This is a genomic window from Streptomyces sp. NPDC059443 (assembly GCF_042750105.1).
Taxonomy (GTDB): Bacteria; Actinomycetota; Actinomycetes; order Streptomycetales; family Streptomycetaceae; genus Streptomyces.
This window is the reverse complement of the sequence record NZ_JBHYVM010000037.1, coordinates 63,268-88,916: the sequence shown is the minus strand read 5'-3', so window position 1 is coordinate 88,916 and position 25,649 is coordinate 63,268. Positions and strand designations below refer to the sequence as shown.

Sequence of the window (25,649 nt, the reverse complement as noted above, 5' to 3'; positions counted from 1 at the left end):
GCTCCCCTTGGGGGAGCACGGCCCTTCGTCGCATACCGGTACTGCTTACAGGCCCTGCCAGGACGGCTTGTTGGCGTAGGTGTGGCGGAAGTAGTCCGCGAGCTTCAGCTTGGACGCGGCGGCCTCGTCCACGACGATCGTGGCGTGGCGGTGCAGCTGGAGCGCGGAGGCCGGGACGAGGGCGGAGAGCGGGCCCTCGACGGTCTGCGCCACGGCCTCGGCCTTGCCCTCGCCGGTGGCCAGCAGGACCAGGTGGCGGGCGTCGAGGATGGTGCCGATGCCCTGGGTGATGACGTGGTGGGGCACCTGGTCTATGTCGTTGTCGAAGAAGCGCGCGTTGTCCACGCGGGTCTGCTCCGTCAGCGTCTTGATGCGGGTGCGGGAGGCGAGCGAGGAACACGGCTCGTTGAAGCCGATGTGCCCGTCGGTGCCGATGCCCAGCAGCTGGAGGTCGACGCCGCCGGCCTCGGCGAGCGCCCTGTCGTACGCGTCGCACGCGCCGACGATGTCGGCGGCGCTGCCGTCGGGGCCCATGAAGGAGTCCTCGGACAGGCCCAGCGGCTCGACGACCTCGCGCAGCACCACGGCGCGGTAGGACTCGGGGTGTCCGGTCGGCAGGCCCACGTACTCGTCGAGCTGGCAGATCCGGGCCTTCGAGACGTCGACCTTGCCGGCCTTGACCTGGGCGGCCAGCGCCTCGTAGATGGGCAGCGGGGTAGAGCCGGTCGCCACGCCGAGCAGGGCGTCGGGCTTGCGGCGGACCAGGGCGGCCATGGCCTCCGCGATGAGCTCGCCGCCTGCCTTGGCGTCCGGGACGATGACAACTTCCACGCGGGGCCTGCCGATCTGGAGTGTGACGATTGTGGTATAGACCAATCTAGCAGAGGGAGGCCCTCCGTGACCTGTCTTCGCACACTCCCATGGTGGTCCGGATCCCGGCTCCCGGCCTCCCGGGAGCCGGGCCCGCGACAAGCCTTTAGAGCAGCGAGAGCTGGAGCCCGCCCGTCGCGGAGAGGTGCTGGCCGGTGATCCAGCGGGAGTCCGGGGAGGCGAGGAAGGCGACCACGTCCGCGACCTCCTCGGCGGTGCCGATGCGGTCGAAGACCGAGCGGGAGGCGGCGTGCGCGCGGGCCGCCGGATCGGCCAGCCAGCCCGCGTTCAGCTCGGTCTCGGTGATCCCCGGGCCCACCGAGTTCACCGTGATGCCCCGGGGCGCGAGCTCGGCGGCCAGCGACACCGTCAGCGCGTTCACCGCGCCCTTGGCCATGGCCGTGGCGAGGATCGCCGGGAGGGAGATCTCGGGGGTGCCGGTCACGTTCACGATCCGGCCGCCGTCCCGCAGTCGCGCCAGGCCGTGCTTGATCACGAAGAACGGGGCCTTCGCGTTGAGCGCGTGGACCCGGTCGTAGGCCTCCTCGTCCGTCGAGGCGATGTCCGCGAAGGTGGCCGCGCCCGCGTTGTTCACCAGCACGTCCACCTCCTCCGTGGCCAGCGGGTGGGCCGCGTACGCCGCCCAGAGGGCCTGTGCGTCGCCCGGGACGCCCAGCTCGGCCGCGATCGCGAACGCCCGCCCGCCGGCCGCCTCGATGGCGGCCACGGTCTCCTTCGCCGCCGCCTCGTTCCTCCCGTAGGCCACCGCGACCAGCGCCCCGTCCCGGGCCAGCCGCTGCGAGACGGCCCGTCCGATGCCCCGGCTGCCGCCCGTGACCAGTGCCGTCTTCCCCTTGAGCGCGCCCATGGCGAGCCCCCCATTCAGTAGCGATCGATACAGAACGAGGTGACCGTATCAGATTCCATAGCGGCCGCTATAGAATGAGCTCATGGTGACCGGACAGCGCGGCAGGCCCCGCTCCTTCGACCGCGACGCGGCCCTCGACAAGGCGATGTTCGCCTTCTGGGAGAACGGCTACGAGGCCACGTCGATCTCCGACCTCACCGCCGCGCTCGGCATCGGCGCACCGAGCCTCTACGCCGCCTTCGGCGACAAGCGCAAGCTCTTCGACGAGGTAGTGGTGGTCTACGGCGGCCGGTACGGGGACTTCGCGGCCGTCGCGCTCGCCGAGGAGCCCACCGCCCGCGCGGCCGTGGGTCGCATCCTGCGCGAGGCGGCCGAGGTCTACACCGACCCGGCCCACCCGCCGGGCTGCATGGTGATCAGCGCGGCCGTCAACACCACCTCGAAGGAGGTGGCGCAGGCGCTGCGCGAACGGCGCGAGGCCAACCTGGTGACGTTCGAGGCCCGGATCCGCGCCGACATGGCCACGGGCGTCCTGCCGGACACCACGGACGCGCGGGCGCTGGCCCGGTACGCCGGGGCCGTGCTCCAGGGGATGTCCCAGCAGTCGCGCGACGGGGCGGGCCGGGAGGAGCTGGAGGCGGTGGCGGAAGTGGCGATGCTCGCCTGGCCGCAGTAGGGGTTCACGTTCCTCTGGGCACGTTCCTCTGTGCGCATTCCTCTGGGCACGGTGCCGGGTGGGACCCTCAGCCCGCCCGGCACCGTAGCCCGGAGTACTTGCGACCGACGGGTGTGCGGTTCCCGACGGCCTGTGGGAGGTCCCGCGCGGTCAGGGCAGAGCGCGCGGCTTACCTCGATCCGTCCTCCTGTGCGGGGAGGGCGGAAGTATGAAGCAATTGTGGACTAGACCAATCTGTTCTGTCCATCCAATGACGGGCCCCTGCATCCCGTCACTTCCTCCAACCCTACGCGGAACCCGGGGCTCCTGGATACTCCGCGGTATCGCGCTGCGGAAAGTCATGGCCCATACCCGGGGTACGCTCGCCACGTGCCCTCCATGAACGACCTCGTACGCCAGCACACCGCTCTCAGTGAAACCGACCTGGAGTGGCTCCACCTGCTGGTCTCGGAGTGGCAGCTGCTCTCCGACCTCTCCTTCGCCGACCTCGTGCTGTGGGTCCCCACCCTCGACGGCACCCGCTACGTCTCGGTCGCGCAGATGCGCCCGAACACCGGCCCCACCTCGTACCAGGACGACATGGTCGGCCACCTGGTCCCGCGCGGCCGCCGTCCGCTGCTCGACGCCGCGCTCGACGAGGGCCGCATCGTGCGCGAGGGAGACCCGGAGTGGCGCGAGGAGGTGCCGGTCCGCGTCGAGTCGATCCCCGTGCGCCGTGAGGGCCGGGTGCTGGGCGTCATCGCCCGCAACACCAATCTGCTCACTGTGCGTACACCCAGCCGGCTGGAGCTCACCTACCTCCAGTCCGCCTCCGACCTGGCCCAGATGATCGCGGCGGGCTCCTTCCCGTTCCCCGGCCAGCAGGTGGACATGGACGCCTCCCCGCGTGTCGGGGACGGCCTGATACGGCTGGACGCCGACGGCGTGGTGACGTACGCGTCCCCGAACGCGCTCTCCGCCTACCACCGGCTCGGCCTCGCCTCCGACCTGGTCGGCCAGCACCTGGGCAACATCACCTCCGAACTCGCTCCCTCGCGCGGCCCGGTGGACGAGGCGCTGGTCAAGCTCGCCAGCGGCTGGGCCCCGCGCGAGACCGAGGCCGAGGGCAACGGCGGGGTCATCCAGCTGCGCGCCATTCCGCTCAAGCCCAAGGGAACCCGGATCGGCTCCCTGGTCCTGTGCCGTGACGTCACGGAACTGCGCCGTCGCGAACGTGAATTGATCACCAAGGACGCGACCATTCGGGAGATCCACCACCGGGTGAAGAACAACCTCCAGACCGTGGCCGCGCTCTTGCGCCTCCAGGCCCGGCGGATGGATTCCCCGCAGGGGCGCGAGGCGCTGAACGAGGCGGTCCGCCGTGTCGGTTCGATCGCGATCGTGCACGAGACGCTGTCTCAGAACCTCGATGAGCGGGTCGAGTTCGACGAGATCGCCGACCGCGTGATCGCGATGGTCGCGGAGATCTCCCCGGGCAAGGTCGACTGCCGGCGCATCGGACGCTTCGGAATCCTGGACGCGGAGGTCGCCACTCCGCTGGCGATGGTGCTCACGGAGATCCTGCAGAACGCCCTGGAGCACGCCTTCACCCAGGGGGAGGGCGGCACCGTGGAGGTGTCCGCGAACCGCTCGGGGAGCGGCCGCGCCGATGCCCGGCTGCTGATCTCGGTGATCGACGACGGCTGCGGTCTGCCCGAAGGGTTCGACCCCAAGCGGGCCGGCAACCTCGGGCTGCAGATCGTACGGACCCTCGTGGAGGGCGAGCTCGGCGGCAGCTTCGACATGGTCGCGGCCGAGCCGCGCGGCACCAAGGTCGTCCTCGACATACCGGCGATCTCGCAGAAGTAAGGCGGTGGAGGGACGGGCCCGGAGCACCGGCCCCGTCACTCAGGGTGAGGCCCGCTCGTTCGCTCCGAAGAGCAGCGGCCCCGGACAGCACTGAGCCCCGGACCGAATGGTTTTCGGTCCGGGGCTCAAGAGCACGTTGCTGAGCGCTTATATGGGTACTACGCGCTGCGCGTCGAGGCTCGAAAGTCGTTGTCAGGCGCTGGCGTTGCGCGCCCGGTTGCGAGCGGCGCGGCGCTTCATCGCACGGCGCTCGTCCTCGCTGAGACCGCCCCAGACACCGGAGTCCTGGCCGGACTCAAGCGCCCACTGCAGGCACTGCTCCATGACGGGGCAACGGCGGCAGACGGCCTTGGCTTCCTCGATCTGCAGCAGCGCAGGACCGGTGTTGCCGATGGGGAAGAAGAGTTCCGGGTCTTCCTCGCGGCAAACGGCGTTGTGACGCCAGTCCATGGCTGCTCCATCTCCTTGTATTGCGGGCAGGTTGCTTGTGAATGTGAACGCTTTCACGAATCCCTTCGTGAGGGAAGGGTGACCGCCCAGTTTGGGGAAAAACTCGCCCTGGGCTGCCTGAGATTCGTGGAGGGGTTCTGGCGGTCTGTGTGGGTGCCGGGTTCTGCGGGCTGTCCCGATCGCCATGTAGAGATTCGCAAACCTCGGACGGGGATACAACCCCTTCCGGAAAGTTTTTTTTGATTCGTCGGTGTCTACTAGGTCACAGCCCTAGTTCGTGGGGGTGGACCGGCGTGTAAACGTTCGAGTGAAAGGACTTTGGGCCCTTCCACTCACACAATCACACGCAGTGCACGGCGTACGCCTGTGAACCGAACGCTGGTGCGCAGTCCGAGGTGGTCTCCGTCCATCTGGAACGGAAGCGGCACCTTGGAATGCAAGGTGAAGTCGGTCAGATCATGCAGAGACACCGCATGCTTTCCGTGCGGGCCGCGCTCAGGAGTCGAGGTCAGGAGCTGTGTCGCGTACCGGGCGACCGCCGAAGTTGACAAACGGTCCAGTGCCAATACGTCAAGTGCGGTATCGAACGACGCTTCCGGGGAGGCGTAGAGCGGCCGGTTGCCCAGATACGTCCAGGGTGACGTGTTGCACACTATCGACAGCACCAGGTCCGTCACGGGATCCACGCCGGGGCGCTCCAGCGTGATCGAGCCGTGCCGGCGGTTGGGCTCCTCCCAGAACTGGCGCATCAGCTGTCGTACATACAGGGCGTGCGTCGAACGTTTGCCCCGTTCCCGCTGCTGTTCGACCCGGCCCACGACACCCGCGTCGAAGCCGAAGCCCGCGCAGAAGGTGAACCAGCGGGCCGGCACCGACTCGTCCTCCGTACCCGGAGTGCCCGCCGCCAGGCCCAGGCCGACGGTCCGCTCGCGCCGCTCCCGCAGCGCGTCCAGCAGGGCGCCGGTCGCCTCGACCGCGTCGTTGGGCAGGCCGAGCGCGCGGGCGAACACGTTGGTGGAGCCGCCGGGGACCACCGCGAGCCCCGGCAGCCGGTCCGGGTCGGGGCCCTCGTGCAGCAGTCCGTTGACCACCTCGTTGACGGTGCCGTCCCCGCCCAGGGCCACGACCAGGTCGATTCCGGTCTCGGCGGCCCTGCGCCCCAGGTCGCGGGCGTGCCCGCGGTACTCGGTGGTGACCGCCTCCAGCTTCATCTCGCTGGCCAGGGCGTGGGTCAGGACATCGCGCGTGCGCGCACTGGTGGTCGTCGCTGCTGGGTTGGCCACGAGGAGTGCACGCATGAGCGCAGCCTACCGACCCGTTCACAGACGTCCCATACGGCCCGTCCCTCCGGGGGCGCGAGCCACGCGGATACCCTGCTGGGGTGAGTACGAAGCCCACCCCCACCGCGTCCGTCGTCCCCGCCGCCCTGCCGCGCAGGCTGACCGCGGCCGCCGCGCTCACCGCGCTGGAGGGAGTGGCCCTGGCCGGCCTCGGCGTCTACATGCTGTACGCGGGCATCGGCGGCGGCTCCGAGTCCTTCAAGATCGCCGAGACGGGCGGGATCACCCTGCTCGGCCTCGCCGCGCTGCCGCTGATCGCGGCGCGCGGGCTGCGCCTGGGCCGCCGCTGGAGCCGCGGCCCGGCACTGATCACCCAGCTGATGTCCATCCCGGTGGCCTGGACCCTGTGGAACACGGGCGGCGCGATCACCGTCGCCGCCGTGGCCCTGGGCGTGGCCGCGGTGGCCGTGGTCGCGCTGCTGGTGAACCCGACGGCGACCGTGGCGCTGGGCATCGGGCCCGGGGAACGGGCCCGATAGCCGAGGGCGCCGGCCCCGCTCCCCACTCCTACTCCTCGACCAGGAGCTTCTCGCGGAGCTGGGCCAGGGTGCGGGCCAGCAGCCGGGAGACGTGCATCTGGGAGATGCCGACCTCCTGCGCGATCTGCGACTGGGTCATGTTGCCGAAGAACCGCAGCAGCAGGATCCGCTTCTCCCGCGGCGGCAGCCCCTCCAACAGCGGCTTGAGCGACTCGCGGTACTCGACGCCCTCAAGCGCCTCGTCCTCCGAGCCCAGGGTGTCCGCGACCGCCGGCGACTCGTCGTCGGTGTCCGGGACGTCCAGCGAGAGGGTGCTGTAGGCATTGGCCGATTCGAGGCCCTCCAGGACCTCCTCCTCGGAGATCCCCAGCCGTTCGGCCAGCTCGTGCACCGTGGGGGAGCGGCCGTGCTGCTGGGACAGTTCGGCCGTCGCCGTGGTCAGCGAGAGCCGCAGCTCCTGGAGCCGCCTCGGGACGCGTACCGCCCAGCCCTTGTCACGGAAGTGGCGCTTGATCTCGCCGACCACCGTGGGCGTGGCGTACGTGGAGAACTCGACCCCGCGGTCCGGGTCGAACCGGTCCACCGACTTGATCAGGCCGATGGTGGCGACCTGGGTCAGGTCGTCCAGCGGCTCGCCGCGGTTGCGGAAGCGCCGCGCCAGGTGCTCGACCAGCGGCAGGTGCATCCGTACGAGCCGGTTGCGCAGCTCGGCCTTCTCCACCGAGCCGTCGGGCAGCGCCCGCAGCTCGATGAACAGGGCCCGGGCGCCACTGCGGTCGCGCGGATCCGGCAGCGGCAACGGGGCCGTGAACACCGGAGCCTGTGGGGCTTCCGGCGCGTCGGCGCCAGGTACCGCCGGAGCCGGGGCCCCGGGGGCCGTGGCAGCGGCCCCCGTCGGCTGGACCGGCAGTGTTTGGTCGTGCTGGTTGTCGCTCACAGGGCCCGCCCGTCGCTCCGCCGAGTCCAAAAAGCCGTCTTCCGCATCCGTGTCCGCCGGGTGCGGCCGGGCGTGCTGCTGTTCCGGAATGCCCCCGTCGACCTCGTGCCGTACCCGGGGCCGATCCCCGCCCCGCACCGGGACCTCCCCGCCGCTCACGCCGGGCCTGGTCCCGCGCCGCGCTGTTTGTAGAGGCTGATGCTCACCGTTCGGTCCTCCTCGACCGTGGCCTCGACCTTCCCGGCCAAGGCCGAGAGGACCGTCCACGCGAACGTGTCGCGCTCCGGTGCCCGGCCGTCGGTGGTCGGCGCGGAGACGGTCACTTCCAGCGAATCATCCACCAGCCGGAAGACGCAGCTGAGGACGGAGCCGGGCACGGCCTGCTGGAGCAGGATCGCGCAGGCCTCGTCCACCGCGATGCGGAGGTCCTCGATCTCGTCGAGGGTGAAGTCCAAACGTGCCGCGAGGCCGGCCGTGGCCGTTCGCAGCACCGACAGGTAGGCACCCGCAGCGGGCAGCCGGACTTCCACGAAGTCCTGGGTCCCGGGCTCGCCTGCGATCTGGGACACCCTCACCTCCAAGGTGGTACGAGCTCTGTTCGCCGGTGACGCTATCGCGATCCGGGCGATCGTGTCGCGGCACCCCGTGCTGGAGAGCGCAAGGCCCCGTCGAACACGACTGGCCGGATGGCCATGCCTGCGACCAGTGACTGATGGTAAGCCCATGGGTACGCACAGTGGCTAGGGGTCTGCGGGCCCAAATCAGGGGAACCGGCGGAGGGTTGACCTACCCCGCTTCAGACGATCGAACCGTCGACAAAACACCATCTCCAGGTCTCTCCCGGTTCGAAGCTCCGCATGACGGGGTGGCCGGTCGTGCGGTGGTGCGCCGTGGCGTGCCGGTGCGGCGAGGAATCGCAGCAGGCGACGTACCCGCACTCCAGGCACATCCGCAGCTGCACCGGATGGCTGCCGAGCTCCAGACATTCGGGGCAGGTCGGGGCAAGGGGGGCGGGCTCGGGGCGCGGCAGTTCGGCAACGTGGGTGCACTCGCTCATGATGGCCAGCGTACTGAGGTGTGGGCGCCCTAGGACGACGCGAATCAAGCGAGGATGATCTTCGATGGAGGTATTGCCGCTGGTGGCGCTGGTCGCGGGCTGCGCGATCGTGGCGGGCCTGGCCCGCCGCACCCCGGTGCCCGCGCCGCTCCTGCTCGTCGCCGCCGGGCTGATCGCGGCGTACGTGCCGGGCGTGCCCTCGTACGGCCTCGACCCGCACATCGTGCTGCCGCTGCTGCTCCCGCCGCTGCTCTACACGGCCGCGGTGGACAGTTCGTACCTGGACCTGCGGGCCAACCTGCGGCCCGTGGCACTGCTCTCGGTGGGCTACGTGCTCTTCGCGACGCTCGTCGTCGGGTACGCCGCGTACCTGGTGGTGCCCGATCTGTCGCTGCCGGTGGCGCTGGTGCTGGGCGCGGTCATCGCCCCGCCCGACGCGGTCGCGGCGACGGCCATCGCCCGCCAGCTCGGGCTGCCGAACCGGATCACGACCATCCTCCAGGGGGAGTCCCTGGTCAACGACGCCACCGCGATCACCGCGTACAAGGTGGCGCTGGCGGCGGCGGTCGGGGTGAGCGCCGGCTGGGCGGGCGGGATCGCGGAGTTCCTGCTGGCCTCCGTGGGCGGGGTGGGCGTGGGCCTGCTGCTGATGGTCCCGATCCACGTGATGCGCAAACGGCTCCGCGAACCGCTCCTCCAGAACACGCTGTCGCTGCTGATCCCGTTCGTGGCCTACGCGGCCGCCGAGCGGGTGCACGCGTCGGGGGTGCTGGCCGTGGTGGTCGTCGCCCTGTACCTGGGGCACCGGGCCTGGCAGGTGGACTTCGCGACCAGGCTCCAGGAGGAGGCGGTCTGGAAGATGGTCGCCTTCATCCTCGAATCGGTGGTCTTCGCCCTGATCGGACTCCAGCTGCCGGTGGTCCTCAAGGGGCTGGGCCAGTACGAGGGCCTCGCCGCGGCCGGATACGCGCTGGCCGTCTTCGCGGTCGTGGTGGTGGCCCGCTTCGCCTGGGTCTTCCCGGCGACCTTCCTGCCGCGCTCGCTCTCGCGGCGGATCCGGGAACGGGAACCGGAGACGAACTGGAAGGCTCCGGTCATCGTCGGATGGGCCGGGATGCGGGGCGTCGTCTCGCTGGCGATCGCCTTCTCCGTACCGATCAGCGTGCCGCACCGGAACCTGATCCTGTTCCTGACCTTCACGACGGTGATCGGCACGCTGGTGGTGCAGGGCCTGACCCTGCCCCCGCTCATCCGGCTGCTGCGCCTCCCCGCCCGGGACGCGCAGGCGGAGACCCTGGCGGAGGCCCAGGCCCAGAGCGAGGCCTCGCGGGCGGCGGAGGAGCGCCTGACGGAACTCCTGGCCTCCCCGTCGAACGCCCTCCCGCCACCGCTGGCCGACCGGCTGCGGACGGTGCTGGAGCGCAGGCGCAACGCGGTGTGGGAGCGCCTCGGCGAGGTCAACCCGGTGACGGGGGAGTCGGCGGACGACGTCTACCGGCGCCTGGCAGGGGAGATGATCGCGGCGGAACGCGAGGTCTTCGTCTCCCTGCGGGACGCGCGGCGCATCGACGACGAGATGCTCCGCGTGCTGCTCCGCCGCCTGGACCTGGAGGAAGCGGCGGCCTACCGCGAGGAGTCCGCGTAGCCGGTCCCCGGCCGGAGCGGGTGTCACCGTGCGCGGGCGCGCCGCCGTCGCCCCGCAGGGCGGCGGCTACGGGCGGCCCGTGACCACCGCCGTCAGGGTCGTGCCCGGCGCGAAGCGGCCCCCGCGGGTCAGCGCGAGCAGTGCCCACAGCAGCTTCGCCACGTAGATCCGCTCCACCGGAAGGCCGTGCCGGGACTCGAAGTCGGCGGCGAAGGCTTCCAGCTCGGCCGGGACCCGGGCGTAGCCCCCGTGCGTGAAGCCCTCCGCCAGGGACCAGTCGCCGACGACACCGCCGAACGCCGCCGCCTGGAGGGAACGTATCTCCGCCTCCAGGAAGCCGCCCCCGACCACCGGCACCCCCACCGCCCGCTGCCCGGAATCCAGGCCCGCCGCCAGTCCGGCCAACGTGCCCCCGGTGCCGCAGGCCACCGCGACCACGTCGGAGCCGCCGCGCAGCTCTCGCCCCACCTCGGCGCAGCCGGTCAGCGCGAGGGCGTTGCTGCCGCCCTCGGGGACGACGTACGCGTCGCCCGCGCCGGCCTCCGCCGGGAGCCCCGCCTTGTCCCGGTAGGCCGACCGGGACACGAAGTGCAGCCGCATGCCGTCGGCCGCGCACCGGGCCAGCGACTCGTTCAGCGGACGCCCCGCGAGCTCGTCGCCCCGTACGATCCCGACCGTCTCCAGACCCAGCAGGCGGCCCGCCGCGGCGGTGGCGCGCAGGTGGTTCGAGTAGGCCCCGCCGAAGGTGACCAGCGCCGGGTACCCGCCCACGACGGCCGCCCGCAGATTCGGCGCGAGCTTGCGCCACTTGTTGCCCGGAGGGTACAGGTCCACTGGTCCAAGTAGGTCCGTGTCCCACGGGACGTTGGTGTGGATCAGGTCATCCCGCTTCAGTAGCAAGCGGACGCCGTACCGCTCGAACCTGTCGTCACGGATCTCCTGCAACGGGGACGGCGGGCGTGGCTGCAAGAGCACGTCAACGTTCGCGGGGCGATTCACCCGTCCATTGTGGGGCGCTCCTGCCCGTGCCGTCGCACGTCAGAGCCCCGCCCACGCCATTCGGGTGGTGTGAGCGGGGCCGGAGCCGGCGCGCTGGACTGCCCTGATCGCCGTCGCCCAGCGGGCCGGGGTCTACGTCTGGCGGGTGACGCGCGCGTGATCCGTGAACACCCGCCTGAACAGGTCGTGCCCCGTCCGCCCGGCGTGCCGGAGTGCCCAGTCCTGCGCGTCCGCCTGTTCGTCGTGAGCGCCGGACTCGGCTCCACAGCCTTGGGCGACGCAGAACGCCTCGTACGTCACCCCGCCTTCGGGGGCGTGCCGGATCGTGTGGGGGACGTAGCGGAGCACGGCGCGGGTCATCGACTCACCTCCGTGTGCGGGTGCTGGCGGATCTCCACGTTGCAGTCCACGACCCCCGAGAGGTCCCGGCGCCGGTAGCACTCAGTGCGCTGAGCGACCAGTGCCCCGCACACGTCGCAGTCAGGGTCTGCTGGATCGGGGTCGGGCACGGGGAACGGATGCCGCTGTTCGACTTGTTGCCACAATCCCGGCGCCATACCGAAACCCCTTCACCGTCCGCTGGTGCCGCGATCGTCCCGCCGATGATCAGGACGGGGGAACCTCGTACGTTCGGCACTTCGGGACGTCCCACAGCCTGTAGAACGTCCCCATGCAGAACGAGCGGTTAAGGGCTGTCATGGCATCCGGCGGCTGGACTCATGCCTCATTGGCCAGCGTGACCGGCGTGGACCCGAAGAGCGTGGAACGCTGGGTGAACCTCGGGCGCACCCCACGCCGGGCAACCGCACTCAAGGCGGCGGAGACGTTGGGCGAGGACATCCACGCCCTGTGGCCGGCGCTCCGGCAAGCACGGGCAGCGCGGGCCGTCAGTCCGGAACTGGTCGCTCTGTACGACCAGCGGGCAGACCTTCCCGTATCCGTGTTCGTGGATCTCCTTGCGGCAGCGCGCGAGCGCATCGACGTCCTGGTCTACGCGGCGGTGTTCCTGCACGAGGCGTATCCCCGGCTGAACGATCTCCTGCGGGAGCGTGCTGCCGACGGGTGCGCGGTACGCATCGCAGTCGGCGACGCGGACAGCGAGAACGTCCAGCAGCGAGGACAGGAAGAGAAGTTCGGGCATGGCATCGAATCCCGCTGTCGCCTCGCTCTCTTGCACTACCGGCCGTTGGCGAGCGTGCCGGGCATCGAGCTTCGGACGCACGGGACGACGCTCTACAACAGCTTGTACCGGGCTGATGATCAGGTGTTGGTCAATGCCCACGTCTGGGGTGTGAACGCGTACGGTGCGCCCGTGTGGCACCTTCGCCGCCACGACTCCGGCGGCATGTTCGACACCTACGCGGACAGCTTCAACGCCGTGTGGGAGACAGCCCACCCTGTGGAGGCATGACCGGATGGCCCGGACCGAGTACTACGACGATCCCCATGCGCCCGAGCCGAACAGCATGGTCGTGGCCGCATCAGCTGTGGTCACCGACGGCGAGGGCCGGATCCTGCTGCAACGGCGCACGGACAACGACCTGTGGGCGCTGCCCGGCGGAGGGATGGACCTGGGCGACTCGCTGCCCGGCACGGCCGTCCGCGAGGTCAAGGAGGAGACCGGGCTCGACGTGGAGATCACGGGACTGGTCGGCACGTACACGGACCCCCGGCACATCATCGAGTACACCGACGGCGAGGTCAGGCGACAGTTCAACGTCTGCTTCACGGCCCGCGTCACCGGCGGAGAACTGTCCCTCTCGAACGAGAGCACGGAACTGCGATTCGTGGCGCCGGCGGATCTCGACGCACTGCCCATGCACCACACTCAACGCCTGCGCCTCCAACACTTCTTGGAGCGCCGTCCCGCGCCATACCTCGGCTAACCATGCGCTGGCAGCCACTTGGTAGGGGTTCAGGGGCCCTTACGGGGCCCGTTCTCGGGAGGCGTGGTGCACGTTGCTGCTGGCCAGGCCGCAGGGGGCAGCCCAAAAACGGGCCTACACCCAGCCCGCGTACTTCGTGCTGGGGCCGGGATCGCCGGAAGGTATGTGCGCTGAACTTTCGCTGCGCCCTCCCTCCCGGGTGCGGTGAAGCGGTGGTTGTACGCCGTTTCCCGTTTCCCTCATATGTTTCTTAGGGGAATCCCAAAAATCCAAAGAACCACCACTTCACCGCACCTGCCGACTCCTAGGTGTGCAGAGTGCGGCTCTGCCCCGCCCTGACAGCGGAAAGACCGCCCACCCGCAGCGGGGCAGACGGCCTCTCAGGTTCGAACGATCGGGCTACTCGGCTTCACTCAGCGCCCGGTACAGCGTCGCGCGGGAGACCCCGAGGGCCTTCGCGATGGCCGTTACGCTCTCCCCCTTGGCCTTACGGGCCTTGGCCGCAGCGAGCTTGTCAGCATCCATCACCGCCGGACGGCCGCCCACGCGCCCCTGAGCCCTGGCAGCGTCCAGACCCGCGCGGGTCCGGTCCTTGATCAGGCTGCGCTCGAACTCCGCCATGGCGCCGACCACCTGAAGCATGAGCCGACCGTCCGGGGTCTTCGGGTCAATGCTCGCCAGCGCACCCGTCAGCACCTTGAAGCCGATACCGCGCGCGGCAAGAGCGTCCACCATGTTCACCAGGTCGATCAGCGAGCGAGCGAACCGGTCCAGCTTCCACACGCACAGAGTGTCCCCGGGGCGCACGTAGTCGAGAACGGCGGCAAGCTCCGGGCGGTCCGTGTTCTTGCCGCTCGCCTTGTCCGTGAAGACCCGAGTGCAACCCGCTGCGGCAAGCGCGTCGTGCTGGAGCTGAGCCTCCTGGTCATCCGTGCTGACCCGCGCGTAACCGATGAGGTGCCCCGTGTTCGTGTTCATGACCACATCGTCTCAAAACTCGTCTCAGAACACCACGAGTTTCGGGCAGGTTTTGAGACGGGTTTTGAACACCGATCCGGGGGGTGGAGGCGGCCAGCGGGACCGTCTCGTAAACCATCGTTTCTGATACTCGCACCACGGCTCCCGGCGCTCTGGCCGTCCATCCCTCGGTTCGCGGATTGGTGGGGTGATCTACCTTCACAGAGATCCCACAAGTGGATATGGTCGGCTCCACATAGGTCCCGAGGGGGCTGGCCGGGGTGACCCGGCTGGAGGTCGGAGGCTGCGAATGAGGCTACGCCGTGAATCCCGCATCCTGAAAGAGAAGGCGCTAGCCTCCTTGACCAATGCGGTCGTTGCATTCAACTCTCCGCAGGCCGCCGAAAGTCGGACAACTGTGGTCCTTATGGCGACCCAGCACTCCTTTGAAATGCTCCTGAAGAGTGCGCTCGTGCAGCAGAAGGTTGATGTTTTCGACCGTGATGCCGACATGAGCTTCGGATTCGACAAGTGTGTAAACGTATGTAGAGAGAAGCTGAACCTGTCCGACCAAGAGGCAGGGCACCTTCGGCTAGTGGCAAAGCTCAGGGATGCGGAGCAGCATTGGTATGGGGTTGTTTCGGAGGGAATCCTCTACACCTGTATGCGTGCAGCGATAACACTCTTTGACGATCTTCTTCAGCGAGCGTTCGGTGAGTCGCTGGCGAGACATCTTCCTGATCGAATATTGCCCATCTCGACCTACCCGCCCAAGCACATCCAAACGCTGATCGATGAGGAGTTCAGGCAGGTAAAGGAACTCCTTCAGCCTGGGAGGAGGCACGGGGCGGAAGCGCGGGGTCGCATACGCACAATGCTGGCACTGCAATCCCTGGACGTCGCAGATCTGAGGATCAGTGAGCGTGATATAGACAGGGTGGAGCAAGGGATGAAGCGCGGCGACGATGCGACGGCTCTAATTCCTAATCTCGCCACGATTGGTACGGAGGTCAATGGTGAAGGCATCAACGTGACCGTGCACTTCACCAAGACGAGTGGGGCGCCCGTCCGCTGGGCTGGCTCTGATGAGGTAGCCGCCGCAGTCAAGCCTGAAGATAAATGGGTCAAGTATCACTGGACCCGGGGAGGGCTCGCGAAGAAACTGAACCTGAGTACGCCGTATGCCGCCGCACTGAGGTGGCAACTGAAAATTGATGGCGACGAATCGTTTCACATTCAGAGATCTCACAACAGTACGCAACTTCATGGGTACTCGGATAACGCCTACCGTAAAATGCGGGATGCGATGAAAGAGCCCGGGTTCGATATCCGCGAAACGTACCGCCTGTACCAGTCGAGAGGTTCTTCCTGATCGCTGCCCTTCCACAGAGGCGGCCTCGGCCCCAAGGTGCCAACATCCTGGTGCCGGCAGGGTCGTGCGACCAGAGGCGAGACGGTGGGCAGCATCCCTCCTGGCAGGAGCCCAATCGCCAGGTCTGCAATGTGCGCGCGGGGCGCTTACCGATAACGTAGCGGGACGATCACTTTCTGTGTGGTGAGTGCAAAGGGGGCGGCAGTGCAGCAGTCCAGCGCGCGAACGAAGGTCATCAACCCCAGTGCGTACAACGCATTGGCAGACGCGTTGGCGGTCGTGTTCTGGAACAAGCCTCCGTTCCAGCGATATCTGCACGGCATGCTGGCCAAGTACAGCGAGTTGGTGGCACAGCTTGATTTCAGCGTGACGAAGCGTGAAACAGCCGGGCGGCTAGTCGACTACCTCCGCGCCAATGAAGGCCGCTATGCAGACTTGACGATTGAGTTGATGCTCGACGTCGCGGAGATGGACCGGTTTCCCAACCTGGAGCAGCAGGTTGACCGGGAGGTCATGATTGCCCGCGCAACTGCGGCTGTAGAGGAGTTGCGCCGCTGGACCACTGGTCAGCAGACGTCGATCAGGGATCATGAAAGGAACGCTGCGGAGATCATCGCTCGCGCGCAACGGTCCGAAGGTGACCGAGCCTTCGCCGGCGACCACGATGCGCTGAGGCTGCGCTTCATCGAGATGCACGCCATGACGGACCCGCACCAGAGGGGGCGAGACTTTGAAGGCTTCATCAACGATCTGTTCCGCCTGTACGACATGGAGCCCCGTGCTTCGTACGTCATGGAACACGAACAGGTCGACGGAGCCTTCACCTTCAACACCGACCACTATGTGATCGAGGCGAAGTGGTGCCAGGGACGGATAGGGCGTCCCATGCTCGATGTCTTCAAGGCCAACATTGAGCGGAAGGGGAAGAACACTCTGGGGCTCTACGTGAGCGTGAGTGGATTCACCTCGGACGCCCTCGACGTGTACGGGTACAGCACACCTTTCATCACGATGGAGGGCGGTGACTTCATGGCTGTTCTGGAGCGCCGAATCCGCCTCGATGATCTAATCCGGCGGAAGAAGGAGCACGCGAGCCAGACGGGCCACTGTCACCTTCCCGTCGCGGCGATTCTTGCTGGCATGGAGTAGAGACCGTAGCTCGCTGAGGGCGGCCCTGGCGGGCGCGGCTGGGCCTTGCTGAGTGCGAGGGGGCAGCACGCTGGCGGGGTACTAGCTCACGGCCTCTGAGCGCCACGAGTGACGAAGTGACGAAGTGACGGTTAGTTCTAATCCATGCATAGTGACGAAAAAAACTCTATATAAGAGGTAACCCGCCGCTGAGCGCCATTCCGTCACTTCGTCACTTCAGGCGCTGCCGCGCCGAAGGCTTCACAGGCCGTAGGAGGCGTCTACATCCCTGCCATGCAGTTCTTTTACTGCGAAGGGGCGTACGAGGCGCGCAGGAGGCCGTCAAAGCTCCTGCTGGCCTCCACGGGCTGGGGTTCCTCACCCACCCAGTGGAACCTGAAGCGGGTGAGTACTGGGTCCTTGCAGCCCTGGCCTCGGGACGGGAGGAGCGCTACGGAGTGGAGGATTACGCGCAGCAGCATGCGGGCGCGTTCCTGGTCTGCTGCCATCCACGCTTGGTGCAGCATCTCGCCGTCTCGCAGGATCGTGATGTCTATGGCGCGCGTCAGTTCGGCCAGTTCTGCTTCCAGCGCGTCGAACTGAGCGGTGATCGCGTCCCGTAGTTGGTCGTAGCGCTGCTGTCCCTTCGGGCCCTTGAAGCGGCCCTGTACGAAGTGTGCTTCGTCCAGGCTGTCCAGGCGGGCCTGGGCATCGTCCACGGCCAGCGTGAGTTCCGTGCGGCGGACGTCCTTCTCCGGATCCTCCACGGCCAACCAGCGGATGGCGAGGTCCACCAAGAGACCGTCGTCATCGGGCAGCGCGGAGACGCGCGAGATGAACGCGTGGGTCATGGCGTCGTCCGCAGCGTCGACCAAGACGGACATACCTTGGCAGGTGCTCTTGCCCAGGTTGATCCGCCGGTAGCAGCGGTACGACGGGCCGCCTTTGACCATGTTGCCGCCGCAGCGCCCGCACTTGAGGAGTCCCGACAGAAGCGACTGTGCCGCCGGCTTCCCTCGGCGTCCGGTCGCCATGGACTCGGACGTGCGCAGCCTCAGGGCAGCCTGGATGCGTGCCCGCTCGCCGGACGTGATGACTCCCTCGCCCACGCTGACGGGCTGTCCGTCCTCGCCCAGCATGGGTTCCTGCGTCGCACGCCACCGTTCCCGGCCCTGGTCGTCCGTGTACCGGTCATGCGTGGGCATCAGGCCGGCCCACGCGGGGGAGTGGGCGAGCTGCGTGATCGTGGAGGAGCGCCACTTGCCGCCCCGTCGGGTCGTGAGACCGTCGGCGTTCAGCTTCTCCGCTATCGCGCTGGCGGACTCGGCGGACAGCAGTAGGTCCGCGATACGGCGGGATGTGGCGTACTCCTTGGGGTGGTGCTCCGTGGTCGTCCGGCCCTTTCGGACCCGCAGCCCGTAGGGCGGCTGACCGCCTGGCCACGCACCTTGGCGCTTCTTCTCCGCCTTCGTAGTCCGAGTACGGACGCTCGTGTTGTACGACTCGGCGCGCGCCTGTTCGGCCAGCCACGCGAACAGTCCACGGTGCTGCGGTACGGAGCTGTCCAGGCCGTCCATGTGCGCGACCAGTCGGGCGTTGCGACTCTCGAAGGTGTCGAGCACGTCGCCCACCTGCCGCATCCCTCGGCGGCTCAGGCGGTCCAGCTTCCACACCAGGAGGTGACGGACCTCCCCTGCGACCACGGCGGCAATGGCCTTATCGAACTTCTCGCGCGTGACGCCGGCCTTGAAGGCCGACGCCTCGTCCGTCCAGACCTCCCGGACGGTCAGTCCTTCACGCTGCGCCCGGTCCCTGAGGTCGCGTTCGTGCGCCTTCAAGGTGTCCTTGTTGTCCTGCAAGGTGCTGCGGCGCAGGTAGAGGTCACACAACTTGGCCGGGTCCGTCGCTATGCCCATGAGAGTCACCCTAGGTTGGGGTGATCACGGGCCAAACCGATTATTTCTGCTGGTCAGGCCCGCAAACACCAGTGGGTTTACTCTCGGGCAGCTCCGGATGGACGAGGTCGTCCCGCTTCAGCAGGAGCCGTACGCCGTGCGCGGCGAACCGCCCGTCCGGCGCTTCGACCAGCGGGGACGGGGGGCGGGGCAGCAGTACCTCGTTCACCAGGCCATTCTCATGGCATCCGCTACTTCAGGCGCTCCTCGATCCGGGCGCGCATCGAGTCCATGGTGAAGCCCTTCGGGTCGATCTTGCCCGGCTGCCATTCCAGGTGCCCGATCACCGACCGGGCGGTCCAGCCGTGGACCCGGCACAGGGCGGCCGCCGCGCGGGCGATCGCGTCGAGCTGGGCCGCCGGCCAGGGGTCCTCGCCGTCGCCGAGGTTCTCGCACTCGAAGCCGTAGAAGTGGCGGTTGCCGTCGGTGTCCGCCTGCCGGTCCGGGGGCAGGCGCTTCTCCGCGATCACCGCCGCCAGTACGTCGGAGTCGCCCGCGCCCGCGTGGTTGGCGCGGCCGTAGCCGACCAGGTGGACCCGGCCGTCCTTGGTGATGACGCCGTGGCAGAGCGGGCCGGGGAGGTCCTCGTACCCGTCGCGGCAGAGCTCGACGGTGTACGAGTCCCCCTGCGTGACGGTGTGGTGGATCATCACCCCGTTCACCGGGCCCCAGGGTCCCTTGTGGTCGCGGTTGTGCGTGCGCCACTCGCCGACCTCGACGACGGTGAGGCCCTCGCCCCGCAGGGCGCCGATGAACCGGTCCGCGGACATGGGTGCGGACATGGCCGCCTCCTTGACTCTGTGTGAGTGATCGGTCACCCAACGGTGTAGCGGAGGCGGCTGTTCCGCCGCAAGGGCGCGCAGGGGCGGGTAGCGGGGGCGGGTGGGGGTCAGGTCACGCCGAGGCGAGCCACAGGTCGGGGCCGAAGACCTCGTAGTGGATGTCGGCCGGTGCCACGCCGCTGGCGATGAGCTGCTCGCGTGCGGCCCGCATGAAGGGGAGGGGGCCGCAGAGGTAGGCCTCGGTGCCGGGGGCGACGGGGATCCCGGTCAGGTCGAGGCGGCCTTCGCGGTCGCCGGGCTCGGCGGCTTCCTCGTACCAGAAGTGGGCCCGGGCGTCGGGGAGCTTGCCGGTCAGGGCGCGGTGGTCGGTGCGCAGGGCGTGGTCGGCGGGGGAGCGGTCGGCGTGCAGGACGGTGACGGGTGCCGCGTGCCCGGTGTCGGCCAGGTGTTCCAGCATCGAGAGCATCGGGGTGCAGCCGATCCCGGCCGAGGCGAGGATCACGGGCGCGCCGGAGTCCTGGAGGACGAGGTCGCCGTAGGGGGTGGAGACGCGCAGGGTGTCGCCGGTGCGGATCCGGGCGTGGAGGTGGTTGGAGACCTCGCCGTCGGGGCCGCCGGCGGCCGGACCGTGGACGCGCTTGACGGTGATCGAGCGGACCGGCGAGCCGGGGGCGCTGGAGAGGCTGTACTGGCGGATCTGGCGGGCGCCGTCGGCCAGTTCGACCTGGACGGAGACGTACTGGCCGGGCTTGAACCCGGGTGCCGGGGCGCCGTCGGCCGGGGTGAGGTGGAAGGTGGTGCAGTCCGCGGTCTCCTCCACCCGGGCGGCCACCGTCCACTCGCGCCAGACGTCACCGGCGAGGACCCGCTGCTCGGCGTAGAGGCGTTCCTCGATGGTGACGAGGGCGCCCGCCATCAGCCAGTAGACCTCGTCCCAGGCCTCGGCGACCTCGGGGGTGACGGCCTCGCCGAGGATCTCCACGATGGCCTCGAAGAGGTACTTGTGGACGGTGGGGTACTGCTCGCGGGTGACGCCGAGGGAGGCGTGCTTGTGGGCGATGCGGTTCAGCATCACGTCGGGGCGCTCGTCCGGGTGCTCGACCAGGTACGTCGCGAAGGCGGCTATGGAGCCGGCGAGGGCCTGCTTCTGGAGTCCGGCGTTCTGGTTGCCGCGGTTGAACAGGTCGCGGATCAGCTCGGGGTGGGCCGCGAAGAGCTTGCCGTAGAAGAGCTCCGTGATGTCGCCGATCGCCGCACCCACGGCGGGCAGGGTGGCTCGTACGGTTGCGGTCGACTTCTCGGAAAGCATCGGTTGCTCCTCGCGTAGGGGTGGAACATCTAAATCTGCATATGAAATGCTTATTTTTGAGGACAGGTGTACGGGGGCCGCCGCGGTGCGGACTTCTGTTCGAAGGCCCTGCCGGGTTCAGGCTATGCGGGCCGGCCGGCGGTGCGAATCGGCCATCCGGCCCCCGCCCTCAGGGTCTTATGGCCCCGGCCGGTCCGTCCGGGCTCCGCCCGAGATGCCGAGCAGGAGCGGCCCGGTCGGCGCCGCGACCAGGTCGTTCACCGTCAGCGGGTCCAGCGAGGCGAAGAAGGCCTCCTGGGCCCGGCGCAGCGCGCCGCGCAGGAGGCAGGCGCCGCGCAGCGGGCACGGGACGGTGCCGTCGCAGTCCACGACGTCGCCGGCGCCCTCCAGTTCGCGGATCAGCCCGCCCACCGAGGCCGTGCGTCCGGCGGTGGTCAGGCCGAGCCCGCCGCCGCGTCCGCGCCGGGCCTCGACCAGGCCGAGGTGCTGCAGCTTGGCGACCACTTTGGCGGTGTGGGTGTAGGGGACCTCCATGGTCGCCGCGACCTCGCGGGTGGTGGGGAGGTCCGTCTCCTCGACGGCCAGGCGCATCAGGACGCGCAGTGCCAGGTCGGTGAATCGGGTCAGCCGCATGGGTCCACCGTAGAAAACTTGCATACCCGATGCAAATTTAATCGCCCGCCGCCGTCAGGAGTGGCTGGAACCCGTGGGGTTCGAGGGGCCTCCTGGTGAGGAGTTGAACTTCAAACAGTGCCCAGTGGCGAACGGAGTAGTCCCACTCGTTTGTGTAATGGTCTCACCACGGTCCGCACTGGAAGGCTTCCGTCCCGCAGATCCATGGAGTGATCGAAAGGGAAATACATGTCGGTCCAGGCAGGTTCCGAGTCCGAGGCCCAGGCACCGCAGCGCAGTCTGGGTACATCGGCGGCGCGGAACTTGGCAACCACGACCAAGTCCGCGCCGCAGATGCAGGAGATCACCTCCAGGTGGCTCCTGAAGATGCTCCCGTGGGTGTCCGTCCAGGGCGGTACGTACCGGGTCAACCGCCGGTTGAGCTACTCCGTCGGCAACGGCATCGTGGAATTCATCAAGACCGGCACGCAGGTGCAGGTGATCCCGGCCGAGCTCGGCGAGCTCCCGCTCCTGCGCGACTACGAAGACCTCGACGTACTCACCGAACTCGCCGCGCGCTGCCACCAGATCGACTTCGAGGCCGGCCAGGAGCTCACCTCCTTCGGCAGCCCCGCCGACAAGGTGTTCCTGCTCGCCCACGGCCGCATCGACCAGATCGGCACCGGACCCTACGGAGACGACGCCGTTCTCCAGACCGTGGCCGACGGCGCCTTCTTCGGCGAGGACTCCCTCGTCGACGAGGAGTCCATCTGGGAGTACACCGCCCGCGCCGCCACCGCCGGCACCGCGCTCGTCCTCTCCCGCCAGGACTTCCAGATCCTCGCCGACCGGGTCGAATCGCTGCGGGCGCACGTGGACTCCGTACGCTCCCTGCCCGAGCAGCGCACCAACAAGTACGGCGAGGCCGCGATCGACCTCTCCGCCGGCCACAAGGGCGAGGCCGTGCTCCCCGGCACCTTCGTGGACTACGAGGCCCGCCCGCGCGAGTACGAACTCTCCATTGCACAAACGGTCCTGCGCGTGCACACCCGTGTCGCCGACCTGTACAACCAGCCGATGAACCAGACCGAGCAGCAGTTGCGGCTCACGGTCGAGGCGCTGCGCGAGCGCCAGGAGCACGAGATGCTCAACAACCGCGACTTCGGCCTGCTGCACAACGCCGACTACGACCAGCGCATCCAGCCGCACGACGGCGCGCCCAGCCCGGACGACATGGACCAGCTGCTGTCCATGCGGCGCGGCTCCAAGATGTTCCTCGCGCACCCCAAGGCCATCGCCGCCTTCGGCCGCGAGTGCAACAAGCGCGGCCTGTACCCGGAGTCGATCGAGATCGGCGGACACCGGGTGCCGTCCTGGCGCGGGGTGCCGATCTTCCCGTCCAACAAGATCCCGATCAGCGACGCCCGTACGACGTCCATCCTCTGCATGCGCACCGGCGAGGAGGAGTCCGGGGTGATCGGCCTGCACCAGCCGGGGATCCCAGACGAGATCGAGGCGAGCACCTCGGTGCGGTTCATGGGGATCAGCGAGCAGGCGATCATCTCGTACCTGGTCACCACCTACTTCTCCGCGGCGGTGCTGGTGCCGGACGCGCTCGGCGTCCTGGAGAACGTCGAGATCGCGCGCTGGCGCTGACCGTGTCGGCCACCGAGGCGATCGCCACCGGCGAGGGGCAGGAAGCCGCCGTCCTCCTCGAACGGACAAGAGAAACGGTCAATCCGGACCTGCGCCGCACCGTGGAGAGCCTGCCGGGCTCGATGCGGCGCGTGGCGATGTACCACTTCGGCTGGGAGCGGGAGGACGGCACCCCGGCGGCGGGCAACGCCGGCAAGGCGATCCGGCCCGCCCTGGTGCTCGCCTCCGCCCAGGCCCTGCACGGCGCGGGGGGCCGGGCGGGGGAGGCGGCGTGGCTCGGCGCGGGGCTCGCGGCGGCGGTGAGGCCGGCGGTGGCCGTGGAGCTGGCGCACAACTTCACCCTGCTGCACGACGACGTCATCGACAAGGACGTCCGGCGGCGCGGCCGCGCCACCGCCTGGACGGTCTTCGGGATACCGGACGCGATCATCACGGGCGACGCCATGATGGCGCTCGCGCTGCGGCTGCTCGCCGAAGACCCGCACCCGGCCTCGGCGGAGGCCTCGTCCCGGCTCGCCGCCTGTGTGGTCGAGCTGTGCGCGGGACAGCAGGCCGACTGCGCCTTCGAGCGGCAGTCCCACGTCCCGCTCGACGCCTGCCTGACCATGGCCATGGCCAAGACCGGGGCCCTACTGGGCTGCGCGTGCGCGCTCGGCGCCCTGTACGCGGGGGCCGGACCGGACGAGGCCGACGCCATGGACGCCTTCGGGCGGGAGGCCGGGCTGGCCTTCCAGCTCATCGACGACCTGATCGGCATCTGGGGGGACCCCGGCCACACGGGGAAGCCCGCGGGGGCCGACCTGCTTGCCCGCAAGAAGTCCCTCCCGGTCGTGGCGGCCCTCACCTCGGGCACCGCGGCGGGGGAGGAGCTGGCCGCGCTGTACGCGGGTCCCATGACCGGGGACGACGTGCGCAGGGCCGCCGACGCGGTGGAGCGGGCCGGCGGGCGGGACTGGGCGCAGGCCCATGCCGCCGACCGGATGGGGCGGGCGGTGCAGCAGCTGTCGCGGGCGGTCCCGGACCTCGGGGCGGCGGGCGGGCTGCTGGCGCTCGCGGAGTTCGTGACCCGGCGGACCTTGTAACCCGGCGGACCTTGTGACCCGGCGCACCTGCTGCCCCCGCGGACCTGGTGCCCCGTAGGCCTCCTGGGGGCAGGCGCAAGCCCTGTTCCGGCATCTCATGGTGCCGGAACGGGGCTTTCCGGGTTTCTCGGCCCAACTCTAGGATCGCTGGCGGACGTTGGAACGCGAGCGAGGGGTTGGTCCCGTGGTGCTGGAGATACGTCGGGCGGATCGGTCGGACCGGGATGCGGTGGCGCGGCTGCTGGACGAGGCGTTCCGCGAGGACCCCGTGAGCGGCTGGGTGTTCCCGGACCCGGAACACCGGGCCGCCGTGCACGGGAAGTTCCTCGGGGTCTTCGTCGACGTGGCGCTGGCCGAGGGCCGGATCGACTACGCGGTGGACGGCTCGGCGGCGGCGCTGTGGCTGCGGATCCCGGCCGGCGAGCCGGAGGGCGAGGACGAGGTCCCGGCGAAGATGCGGGCGGCGGCCGACCCGGACAACGAGCGGTGCGAGCTGGTCGGCCGGTTGACGGGCGAGGTGCACCCGACGGCCGAGGAGCACGAGTACCTGCTGATGATCGCGGTCGCGCCGGGCCGGCAGGGGGAGGGGCTGGGCACGCGGCTGATGGCGCCGGTGCTGGAGCGGTGCGACCGCGAGGGCGTGCCGGCGTACCTGGAGGCGAGCAGCGAGCGGAGCAAGGGGCTGTACGAGCGGCTCGGCTGGGAGTTCACGGGCACGGCGGTGCGGCTGCCGGACGGCCCGCTGATGTGGCCGATGTGGCGCAAGCCGCAGGGATCTCCCGCGCACCAGGGATCTCTTGCATAACCACTCCACCTGAAGTACTTTGATCGACGTGCCTTGATGGGGCGCACTGTCGAACGGAAGAGAATCGCTTGCGCAAGCTCACGTACTTCATCGCCACCACCGTCGACGGGTTCATCGGAGCCCCCGACGGAGACGGCGAGTTCTTCTACGCCCACCTGGACCGCGAGTTCATCGACCACCTGAAGGCCGAGTACCCGGAGACGATCTCGGCCCAGGGGCGTGCCGCGCTCGGCCTCGCCGACACCCCGCCCAAGCGGTTCGACACGGTCCTGATGGGCCGGGGTACCTACGAGCCGGGCCTCAAGGCCGGCATGACCAGCCCCTACGGCCACCTGCGCGAGCAGTACGTGATCTCGCGCTCCCTCGCCGAGTCGCCCGACCCGGCCGTCCGGCTGATCAGCGGAGACGTCGCCGCGCGGGTGCGGGAACTGAAGGCCGGGGACGGGCTGGGGATCTGGCTGTGCGGCGGGGCGGACCTCGCCACCCAGCTGATCGACGAGATCGACGAGTACGTGATCAAGACCTACCCGGTCTTCGCGGGCACCGGCATGCCGATGTCGCGGGCGGGCTTCGGGGTCCGCCCGCTGGAGCTGACCGGCGCCACGGTCCTCGGCGGCGGCCAGGTCGTCACCTCGTACGCCGTCAAGCGCTGACCCCGCCGGATGCGCGACCCGCCGGATGCGCGGCCCCGCCGAATCCGTGAAGGGGGCCTACCGTGGAGGTATGGCCGGTGAACAGCAGCAGCGCGCGCACGAGACGGTCGCCCCGCGGGCCGGACACGAGCAGCAGACGTGCCCGGCCTGCGGAAGCCCCGTCGACACGGTGGTCAGACGGCGCAAGGCGCTCGGGATCTTCATCCCCGAGTGGGTGCCGGGTTCCTGCCGGAACCCGGACTGCGCGGCCTACGTACCCGGGGAGGGCTGACCCGCCCGGGGC

Annotated in this window: 27 protein-coding genes and 1 pseudogene; 13 read left to right on the top strand and 15 right to left on the bottom strand. The window is 69.2% G+C overall.

The features are described 5' to 3' along the window. Positions 1 to 45: 45 nt before the first annotated feature. Positions 46 to 831, bottom strand: a complete 786-nt coding sequence (gene nagB, locus ACFXDJ_RS29575; RefSeq protein ID WP_384652886.1) for a glucosamine-6-phosphate deaminase — start codon at positions 829 to 831, stop codon at positions 46 to 48. Positions 832 to 976: 145 nt separating this feature from the next. Further along, the gene (locus ACFXDJ_RS29570) at positions 977 to 1,738 is read right to left on the bottom strand and encodes an SDR family oxidoreductase (RefSeq protein ID WP_384850887.1); all 762 of its coding nucleotides are present in this window, start codon (positions 1,736 to 1,738) and stop codon (positions 977 to 979) included. Between the two features lie 82 nt (positions 1,739 to 1,820). Between ACFXDJ_RS29570 and ACFXDJ_RS29565 the strand changes: the two genes are divergently transcribed. Then, entirely contained in the window at positions 1,821 to 2,414 is a 594-nt protein-coding gene (locus ACFXDJ_RS29565; RefSeq protein WP_384652882.1) for a TetR/AcrR family transcriptional regulator, read from the top strand. A 378-nt stretch (positions 2,415 to 2,792) separates the two neighbouring features. Further along, positions 2,793 to 4,262 (top strand): sensor histidine kinase, encoded by a 1,470-nt coding sequence (locus ACFXDJ_RS29560; RefSeq protein ID WP_384652892.1) that lies wholly within the window; start codon positions 2,793 to 2,795, stop codon positions 4,260 to 4,262. 192 nt (positions 4,263 to 4,454) lie between these two features. Here ACFXDJ_RS29560 and ACFXDJ_RS29555 read toward each other — a convergent pair whose 3' ends face one another. Then, on the bottom strand, positions 4,455 to 4,712 hold the full coding sequence (locus ACFXDJ_RS29555; protein ID WP_003953983.1) for a WhiB family transcriptional regulator: 258 nt from the start codon (positions 4,710 to 4,712) through the stop codon (positions 4,455 to 4,457). A gap of 332 nt (positions 4,713 to 5,044) precedes the next feature. Further along, positions 5,045 to 6,010 (bottom strand): diacylglycerol/lipid kinase family protein, encoded by a 966-nt coding sequence (locus tag ACFXDJ_RS29550; RefSeq protein ID WP_384652880.1) that lies wholly within the window; start codon positions 6,008 to 6,010, stop codon positions 5,045 to 5,047. A gap of 83 nt (positions 6,011 to 6,093) precedes the next feature. Here ACFXDJ_RS29550 and ACFXDJ_RS29545 point away from each other — a divergent pair, with 83 nt between their 5' ends. Next, positions 6,094 to 6,531, top strand: a complete 438-nt coding sequence (locus ACFXDJ_RS29545; RefSeq protein WP_384652878.1) for a hypothetical protein — start codon at positions 6,094 to 6,096, stop codon at positions 6,529 to 6,531. Positions 6,532 to 6,559: 28 nt separating this feature from the next. Here ACFXDJ_RS29545 and ACFXDJ_RS29540 read toward each other — a convergent pair whose 3' ends face one another. The 3 genes from ACFXDJ_RS29540 to ACFXDJ_RS29530 form a co-directional block, all read right to left on the bottom strand. Continuing rightward, positions 6,560 to 7,627: an RNA polymerase sigma factor SigF gene (locus ACFXDJ_RS29540; protein WP_384850885.1), complete on the bottom strand. Its 1,068-nt coding sequence runs from the start codon at positions 7,625 to 7,627 to the stop codon at positions 6,560 to 6,562. Then, positions 7,624 to 8,037: an anti-sigma regulatory factor gene (locus ACFXDJ_RS29535; RefSeq protein WP_053676432.1), complete on the bottom strand. Its 414-nt coding sequence runs from the start codon at positions 8,035 to 8,037 to the stop codon at positions 7,624 to 7,626. Before ACFXDJ_RS29535 ends, ACFXDJ_RS29540 begins: the two co-directional genes overlap by 4 nt. A 227-nt stretch (positions 8,038 to 8,264) precedes the next feature. Next, complete coding sequence (locus tag ACFXDJ_RS29530; RefSeq protein WP_384652876.1) at positions 8,265 to 8,525, bottom strand: UBP-type zinc finger domain-containing protein; 261 nt, start codon at positions 8,523 to 8,525, stop codon at positions 8,265 to 8,267. 64 nt (positions 8,526 to 8,589) lie between these two features. Here ACFXDJ_RS29530 and ACFXDJ_RS29525 point away from each other — a divergent pair, with 64 nt between their 5' ends. Next, positions 8,590 to 10,170 carry a Na+/H+ antiporter gene (locus ACFXDJ_RS29525; protein ID WP_384652874.1) on the top strand — a complete coding sequence of 527 codons (1,581 nt, stop codon included), beginning with the start codon at positions 8,590 to 8,592 and terminating at the stop codon, positions 10,168 to 10,170. A gap of 66 nt (positions 10,171 to 10,236) precedes the next feature. Here the strand turns inward: ACFXDJ_RS29525 and ACFXDJ_RS29520 are convergent, their stop codons facing one another. Both ACFXDJ_RS29520 and ACFXDJ_RS29515 read right to left on the bottom strand, forming a co-directional pair. Continuing rightward, entirely contained in the window at positions 10,237 to 11,169 is a 933-nt protein-coding gene (locus ACFXDJ_RS29520; RefSeq protein ID WP_384850883.1) for a 1-aminocyclopropane-1-carboxylate deaminase/D-cysteine desulfhydrase, read from the bottom strand. A gap of 132 nt (positions 11,170 to 11,301) precedes the next feature. Next, the gene (locus tag ACFXDJ_RS29515) at positions 11,302 to 11,529 is read right to left on the bottom strand and encodes a hypothetical protein (RefSeq protein WP_351043155.1); all 228 of its coding nucleotides are present in this window, start codon (positions 11,527 to 11,529) and stop codon (positions 11,302 to 11,304) included. 310 nt (positions 11,530 to 11,839) lie between these two features. Here ACFXDJ_RS29515 and ACFXDJ_RS29510 point away from each other — a divergent pair, with 310 nt between their 5' ends. Both ACFXDJ_RS29510 and ACFXDJ_RS29505 read left to right on the top strand, forming a co-directional pair. Next, complete coding sequence (locus ACFXDJ_RS29510; RefSeq protein WP_384652870.1) at positions 11,840 to 12,580, top strand: helix-turn-helix domain-containing protein; 741 nt, start codon at positions 11,840 to 11,842, stop codon at positions 12,578 to 12,580. A 4-nt stretch (positions 12,581 to 12,584) separates the two neighbouring features. Continuing rightward, entirely contained in the window at positions 12,585 to 13,055 is a 471-nt protein-coding gene (locus ACFXDJ_RS29505) for an NUDIX domain-containing protein (protein ID WP_384652867.1), read from the top strand. A gap of 399 nt (positions 13,056 to 13,454) precedes the next feature. Here the strand turns inward: ACFXDJ_RS29505 and ACFXDJ_RS29500 are convergent, their stop codons facing one another. Beyond that, complete coding sequence (locus tag ACFXDJ_RS29500) at positions 13,455 to 14,033, bottom strand: recombinase family protein (protein WP_384652865.1); 579 nt, start codon at positions 14,031 to 14,033, stop codon at positions 13,455 to 13,457. Between the two features lie 187 nt (positions 14,034 to 14,220). Here ACFXDJ_RS29500 and ACFXDJ_RS29495 point away from each other — a divergent pair, with 187 nt between their 5' ends. Both ACFXDJ_RS29495 and ACFXDJ_RS29490 read left to right on the top strand, forming a co-directional pair. Beyond that, a complete protein-coding gene (locus ACFXDJ_RS29495) occupies positions 14,221 to 15,384 on the top strand; it encodes a DUF3644 domain-containing protein (protein ID WP_384652863.1) in 1,164 nt (387 codons plus the stop codon). A 204-nt stretch (positions 15,385 to 15,588) separates the two neighbouring features. Continuing rightward, positions 15,589 to 16,533, top strand: coding sequence for a restriction endonuclease (locus tag ACFXDJ_RS29490; RefSeq protein ID WP_384652861.1), 945 nt, complete (start codon positions 15,589 to 15,591; stop codon positions 16,531 to 16,533). A 284-nt stretch (positions 16,534 to 16,817) separates the two neighbouring features. Here the strand turns inward: ACFXDJ_RS29490 and ACFXDJ_RS29485 are convergent, their stop codons facing one another. From ACFXDJ_RS29485 to ACFXDJ_RS29465, 5 genes and pseudogenes are all read right to left on the bottom strand, one after another. Then, positions 16,818 to 18,428: a recombinase family protein gene (locus ACFXDJ_RS29485; RefSeq protein ID WP_384652858.1), complete on the bottom strand. Its 1,611-nt coding sequence runs from the start codon at positions 18,426 to 18,428 to the stop codon at positions 16,818 to 16,820. 76 nt (positions 18,429 to 18,504) lie between these two features. After that, positions 18,505 to 18,639, bottom strand: a pseudogene (locus tag ACFXDJ_RS29480) (1-aminocyclopropane-1-carboxylate deaminase); the annotation flags it as partial. 19 nt (positions 18,640 to 18,658) lie between these two features. Further along, positions 18,659 to 19,249 (bottom strand): N-acetylmuramoyl-L-alanine amidase, encoded by a 591-nt coding sequence (locus ACFXDJ_RS29475; RefSeq protein ID WP_384652856.1) that lies wholly within the window; start codon positions 19,247 to 19,249, stop codon positions 18,659 to 18,661. 112 nt (positions 19,250 to 19,361) lie between these two features. After that, on the bottom strand, positions 19,362 to 20,558 hold the full coding sequence (locus ACFXDJ_RS29470) for a globin domain-containing protein (RefSeq protein ID WP_384850881.1): 1,197 nt from the start codon (positions 20,556 to 20,558) through the stop codon (positions 19,362 to 19,364). Between the two features lie 177 nt (positions 20,559 to 20,735). Further along, positions 20,736 to 21,191: an Rrf2 family transcriptional regulator gene (locus tag ACFXDJ_RS29465; protein ID WP_384652853.1), complete on the bottom strand. Its 456-nt coding sequence runs from the start codon at positions 21,189 to 21,191 to the stop codon at positions 20,736 to 20,738. 228 nt (positions 21,192 to 21,419) lie between these two features. On the opposite strand from ACFXDJ_RS29465, the gene ACFXDJ_RS29460 reads away from it, so the two are divergent. The 5 genes from ACFXDJ_RS29460 (at position 21,420) to ACFXDJ_RS29440 (ending at position 25,637) form a co-directional block, all read left to right on the top strand. Further along, positions 21,420 to 22,826 carry a family 2B encapsulin nanocompartment shell protein gene (locus tag ACFXDJ_RS29460; protein ID WP_384850879.1) on the top strand — a complete coding sequence of 469 codons (1,407 nt, stop codon included), beginning with the start codon at positions 21,420 to 21,422 and terminating at the stop codon, positions 22,824 to 22,826. Further along, positions 22,823 to 23,908: a family 2 encapsulin nanocompartment cargo protein polyprenyl transferase gene (locus ACFXDJ_RS29455; RefSeq protein WP_384850889.1), complete on the top strand. Its 1,086-nt coding sequence runs from the start codon at positions 22,823 to 22,825 to the stop codon at positions 23,906 to 23,908. The genes ACFXDJ_RS29460 and ACFXDJ_RS29455 overlap by 4 nt, the downstream gene beginning before the upstream one ends. A gap of 184 nt (positions 23,909 to 24,092) precedes the next feature. Then, positions 24,093 to 24,713 (top strand): GNAT family N-acetyltransferase, encoded by a 621-nt coding sequence (locus tag ACFXDJ_RS29450; RefSeq protein WP_384850877.1) that lies wholly within the window; start codon positions 24,093 to 24,095, stop codon positions 24,711 to 24,713. 68 nt (positions 24,714 to 24,781) lie between these two features. Continuing rightward, on the top strand, positions 24,782 to 25,366 hold the full coding sequence (locus ACFXDJ_RS29445; RefSeq protein WP_384850875.1) for a dihydrofolate reductase family protein: 585 nt from the start codon (positions 24,782 to 24,784) through the stop codon (positions 25,364 to 25,366). 70 nt (positions 25,367 to 25,436) lie between these two features. Further along, positions 25,437 to 25,637 carry a hypothetical protein gene (locus ACFXDJ_RS29440; RefSeq protein WP_384652843.1) on the top strand — a complete coding sequence of 67 codons (201 nt, stop codon included), beginning with the start codon at positions 25,437 to 25,439 and terminating at the stop codon, positions 25,635 to 25,637. Positions 25,638 to 25,649 lie beyond the last annotated feature (12 nt).

What these genes read in the sequence shown, in the direction of transcription:
- ACFXDJ_RS29530 (WP_384652876.1), bottom strand. Translation starts at nt 8,525, where the DNA reads ATGAGCGAGTGCACCCACGTTGCCGAACTGCCGCGCCCCGAGCCCGCC.
- ACFXDJ_RS29550 (WP_384652880.1), bottom strand. Translation starts at nt 6,010, where the DNA reads ATGCGTGCACTCCTCGTGGCCAACCCAGCAGCGACGACCACCAGTGCG.
- ACFXDJ_RS29565 (WP_384652882.1), top strand. Translation starts at nt 1,821, where the DNA reads ATGGTGACCGGACAGCGCGGCAGGCCCCGCTCCTTCGACCGCGACGCG.
- ACFXDJ_RS29570 (WP_384850887.1), bottom strand. Translation starts at nt 1,738, where the DNA reads ATGGGCGCGCTCAAGGGGAAGACGGCACTGGTCACGGGCGGCAGCCGG.
- ACFXDJ_RS29515 (WP_351043155.1), bottom strand. Translation starts at nt 11,529, where the DNA reads ATGACCCGCGCCGTGCTCCGCTACGTCCCCCACACGATCCGGCACGCC.
- ACFXDJ_RS29440 (WP_384652843.1), top strand. Translation starts at nt 25,437, where the DNA reads ATGGCCGGTGAACAGCAGCAGCGCGCGCACGAGACGGTCGCCCCGCGG.
- ACFXDJ_RS29465 (WP_384652853.1), bottom strand. Translation starts at nt 21,191, where the DNA reads ATGCGGCTGACCCGATTCACCGACCTGGCACTGCGCGTCCTGATGCGC.
- ACFXDJ_RS29470 (WP_384850881.1), bottom strand. Translation starts at nt 20,558, where the DNA reads ATGCTTTCCGAGAAGTCGACCGCAACCGTACGAGCCACCCTGCCCGCC.
- ACFXDJ_RS29525 (WP_384652874.1), top strand. Translation starts at nt 8,590, where the DNA reads ATGGAGGTATTGCCGCTGGTGGCGCTGGTCGCGGGCTGCGCGATCGTG.
- ACFXDJ_RS29555 (WP_003953983.1), bottom strand. Translation starts at nt 4,712, where the DNA reads ATGGACTGGCGTCACAACGCCGTTTGCCGCGAGGAAGACCCGGAACTC.
- ACFXDJ_RS29500 (WP_384652865.1), bottom strand. Translation starts at nt 14,033, where the DNA reads ATGAACACGAACACGGGGCACCTCATCGGTTACGCGCGGGTCAGCACG.
- ACFXDJ_RS29485 (WP_384652858.1), bottom strand. Translation starts at nt 18,428, where the DNA reads ATGGGCATAGCGACGGACCCGGCCAAGTTGTGTGACCTCTACCTGCGC.
- ACFXDJ_RS29560 (WP_384652892.1), top strand. Translation starts at nt 2,793, where the DNA reads ATGAACGACCTCGTACGCCAGCACACCGCTCTCAGTGAAACCGACCTG.
- ACFXDJ_RS29510 (WP_384652870.1), top strand. Translation starts at nt 11,840, where the DNA reads ATGCAGAACGAGCGGTTAAGGGCTGTCATGGCATCCGGCGGCTGGACT.
- ACFXDJ_RS29475 (WP_384652856.1), bottom strand. Translation starts at nt 19,249, where the DNA reads ATGTCCGCACCCATGTCCGCGGACCGGTTCATCGGCGCCCTGCGGGGC.
- ACFXDJ_RS29505 (WP_384652867.1), top strand. Translation starts at nt 12,585, where the DNA reads ATGGCCCGGACCGAGTACTACGACGATCCCCATGCGCCCGAGCCGAAC.
- ACFXDJ_RS29460 (WP_384850879.1), top strand. Translation starts at nt 21,420, where the DNA reads ATGTCGGTCCAGGCAGGTTCCGAGTCCGAGGCCCAGGCACCGCAGCGC.